Raw genomic sequence first — 4133 nt, 5'->3', positions numbered from 1 at the left:
AGGTTTAAGTGTTTTGCTCGGATGGTCAGGCGCAACCGCCGCACACCGTCAAGCTTGTCATCCCCCGCCAAATCGCCAATCAACAACCGCAATTGCCCCTCGCCGCCCACCGATCGTTCAATGACTTCACCGCTCAGGTTTTGCACGGCAATAGGATAGGACAAAAGCTTTGTGCCCGCCCAACTTGCGGCAAAGGTGATCAATGAAAAGCCAAACCAAACCGCCAAGACCAATGCCAGCATCCGCGCTTGGTTTTGTCTAAAACGCTGCCAGCAAAAAAAAGTACCCAGCACAAACAGCACGGCACCAACCGCTAACAAGTTCGGCTCAACCCAAATATGTCGATAGAGCGAAATACCGGTGATCAGGGCAAAGGGAATAAGCACAACAAATTGGCGATGATAAAATGCATCTGCGATGGCACTTTTGTAGTCCACACGAAAGCGCTGAACGCCTCGGCTAGACGGGCCATTATTGTTGCGCACGACAATGGGATCGCCCTTGAATGAAGGCGGTTGAGTATTCTTCTTAAGTATCGTTTCGCTGTCGAAAGCGGCCATCTGCTCGGCCCCATCTTGCGCAATATTGCGCTTATGTTACACATGCGAGAAATTTCCGCCAGCTTTGCGCTTAAAATCGCAAAACGGATCGGCGACCAACAGTCCATCAATTCGACAAATTTGAGAACGTCCACATGACAGATAAAGTGATCACCCGGTTTGCGCCGTCTCCAACTGGCTTCCTGCATATTGGCAATGCACGTACCGCCCTTTTTAACTGGGCCCTTGCCAAATCCATGGGTGGCGACATGCTGTTGCGCATCGAAGATACGGATCACGAACGTTCAACCGACGAAGCCATCGCCGCCATCATTTCGGGCATGGACTGGTTGGGGTTAGATTACGCGGGCGAACCTGTTTATCAGTCCAAAAACATCGACCGGCATACCGAAGTTGCGATGCAGCTTTTGGCTGAGGGCAAAGCCTACAAATGCTATGCGACGCCTGAAGAGCTAACAACAATGCGCGAAAAGGCAAAAGCCGAAGGCCGCCCAATGGTTTATGATCGGCGTTGGCGTGATCGGCCTGAAAGCGACGCGCCGGCTGGCGCGCCGTTTGTTGTGCGCATCAAAGCGCCGACCACCGGCGAAATTGTCGTTCATGATAAAGTGCAAGGTGATGTCACTTTCAAGGCCGAAAACCTGGATGATTTTGTAATTCTGCGTTCCGACGGCACCCCAACATATTTATTGGCGGTTGTGGTGGATGACCACGATATGGGCGTGACCCACATCATGCGAGGCGACGACCATTTGGTAAACTCGGCCCGGCAGATCACAATTTTCAACGCCATGGGCTGGGAAATACCGGTGATGGCGCACACCCCACTCATTCACGGTCCAGACGGGGCAAAACTCTCCAAACGCCACGGTGCATTGGGCGTAGAAGACTATCGCCGAATGGGTTATTTGCCAGAAACAATCCGCAATTATTTCGCCCGTCTTGGTTGGGCGCATGGCGACGATGAGATCTTCTCCTCAGCGCAATTTATCGAATGGTTTTCATTCGCGGGCCTAAACAAAGGCGCCAGCCGGATAGATTTTGCCAAGCTGGAAAACATGAACGCGCACTATATTAAGGCGTGTGATGATTCCCGCTTGTATGAATTGATGCTGTCTTTGGCCGAAGAATTGGAAGATCAAACATCACTCGCGGGCCTAAAAGCCAACAAAGAAACGGTTATCGCGGCCCTGCCCGCCCTTAAAACACGCGCCAAAACCATTGTTGAATTGGTTAAGTCTGCCGAATTTATTTACCCTTCGCGCCCACTTCAATTTGAAGACAAAGCAAAAGCCGCAATTGAGGGCGAATCTCTGGAAATTTTGCGCGAATTACAACCCGCGTTAGAAGGGATAAACGACTGGTCACATGATGGAATTGACCAAGCTTTGCGGGCTTTTGCTGAACAAAAAGAACTCAAATTTGGCAAGGTAGCTCAACCGCTTAGGGCAGCCGTTACCGCCAAAAATGCATCTCCTGGTTGTTTTGATGTCTTGCTTCTGTTGGGCAAAGAAGAAAGTTTGTCACGATTGAGCGAAACAACTGCGGTATAAACACGCATATTGGGGTCGGATTTGCGTTCACCGCTTGCGGTTTTGCGCCAAATCCGATACCTCATGCACAACCTGATTTGCAGGTGCGACGATGCTAACGTTTGTGGGGACGATTTGCTGAGTCTATTTTTTGAAATCTTGAAGGAGGCCTCTTAATGACCGATCGGATTGCAAAATTAGAAATTGATGGCACAAGCTATGAATTCCCCATAATTTCAGGATCAGTAGGTCCTGACGTTATTGATATCCGCTCCCTATATGCCAAAACTGGGCATTTCACATTTGACCCTGGTTACACATCAACCGGCTCAACTGAATCAGCAATTACATATATCGATGGTGGCAAAGGTACATTGTTGTATCGTGGCTATCCAATTGAGCAACTCGCTGATAAATCAAGCTTCTTGGAAGTTGCTTATTTGCTTTTGAAAGGCGAATTGCCATCAAAAGCTGAGTTTGATGAATTTTCAAACACAGTAACGCGCCACACCATGTTGCATCAGCAAATGGTAAAGTTCTTTGAGGGCTTCCGTCGTGATGCGCACCCGATGGCAATTGTTTGTGGTGCTGTGGGCGCAATGTCCGCTTTCTACCACGATTCAACTGACATTACCGATCCAGAGCAGCGCACAATTGCGTCGCACCGTTTGATCGCCAAAATCCCAACAATCGTCGCATGGGCTTATAAATACTCAATCGGCCAGCCGTTTGTTTATCCGCGCAACGATGAGGATTATGCATCCAACTTCTTGCGCATGTGCTTTGCAGTTCCCGCAGAAGAATATGTCGTGTCACCGACCATCGCTAAAGCAATGGATCGCATTTTCACGCTTCATGCCGATCACGAGCAAAACGCATCTACTTCAACAGTGCGCCTTGCAGGCTCTTCACACGCGAACCCATTCGCATGTATCGCTGCAGGTGTTGCATCGCTTTGGGGCCCAGCACATGGTGGCGCCAACGAAGCTTGCTTGCAGATGCTACGTGAAATTGGCACAGTTGATCGCATTCCAGAGTTTGTGGCACGCGCAAAGGACAAATCTGACCCATTCCGTTTGATGGGCTTTGGTCACCGCGTTTACAAAAACTTTGACCCACGCGCGACTGTGATGCAGCAAACTGCCAAAGAAGTTCTTGCTGAACTAGGTGTTGAAAACAACCCAACCCTGCAAGTGGCTCAAGAACTTGAACGGATCGCCTTGGAAGACGAGTACTTCATCGAGAAGAAACTCTATCCAAACGTTGATTTCTATTCAGGCATCATTTTGGACGCTATTGGTTTCCCAACTGAAATGTTTACAGCAATCTTTGCTTTGGCACGGACTGTTGGCTGGACATCACAGTGGGCAGAAATGATCGAAGATCCAAAGCAGAAAATCGGTCGTCCACGCCAGCTCTATACTGGGGCGACATCACGCGACTATGTGGACATCTCACAGCGCTAGTTAAACCAGCGACAAGATACGATCTGCAACATTTTGACGGGGGGCTTCTGGCTCCCCGTTTTGCATTTTCGCTCGCATCTCTTCAAAGCCCTCACGCTGTAGATTCATTTGCTTGTCGCTATCCAACAGGTTCTGGGTCTCTTGCAGTATTTCGGCACCAAGTGCGCGCTCGCCAATTACTTCGGGCACGAATTTGCGACCAACAATAATATTATTCAAGTTGATCAATGGCCTACCGTTCGCTTCATAGTTTTTGATCTGCTTGGCTTCCGCCAAATAAGTCGTCACATGGGGCACACCGGCAAAACCAAGTTCCAGCGTTACTGTCCCAGAAACGGCAATGGCTGCATGAGCCCCGGCGACAAACTGTTTGAATTTCTCCCGACCTTCGCCAATTTGGATGTCAGTGTCTTGCAATAGCCGTTTGACCAAATTCATCCGCCCCGGAGCCGCTGCAAGGGTTTGGTTTAGGTTTGGGTGCGCTTGTTGCACCCATTTGCGCGCCAACGTCATTTCGTTCAAATTGCGATTTATTTCACCGTCTCGGCTACCGGGCAATAACAAAAAGCCTGATT

The 4133-nt window shown here is 49.5% G+C and carries 4 protein-coding genes; 2 read left to right on the top strand and 2 right to left on the bottom strand.

Annotated elements, in window-relative coordinates:
* Positions 1-560, bottom strand: a 560-nt coding sequence (locus Q0231_RS10320) for a hypothetical protein (RefSeq protein ID WP_299347610.1), incomplete at its 3' end; no start/stop codon positions are given.
* Between the two features lie 134 nt (positions 561-694).
* Between Q0231_RS10320 and gltX the strand changes: the two genes are divergently transcribed.
* Entirely contained in the window at positions 695-2113 is a 1419-nt protein-coding gene (gene gltX, locus Q0231_RS10315; RefSeq protein WP_299347609.1) for a glutamate--tRNA ligase, read from the top strand.
* 155 nt (positions 2114-2268) lie between these two features.
* Positions 2269-3558: a citrate synthase gene (gene gltA / locus Q0231_RS10310; RefSeq protein WP_269394181.1), complete on the top strand. Its 1290-nt coding sequence runs from the start codon at positions 2269-2271 to the stop codon at positions 3556-3558.
* On the opposite strand, the gene Q0231_RS10305 is transcribed toward gltA, so the two are convergent.
* On the bottom strand, positions 3559-4133 hold a 575-nt coding region (locus Q0231_RS10305; RefSeq protein WP_299347608.1), incomplete at its 5' end, for a hypothetical protein. It abuts the gene before it with no gap.

It is taken from the genome of uncultured Maritalea sp., from assembly GCF_937139385.1.
Classification (GTDB): Bacteria; Pseudomonadota; Alphaproteobacteria; order Rhizobiales; family Devosiaceae; genus Maritalea; species Maritalea porphyrae_A.
The sequence above is the reverse complement of the archived record's forward strand: the minus strand, read 5'-3'. Positions and strand labels throughout refer to the sequence as shown.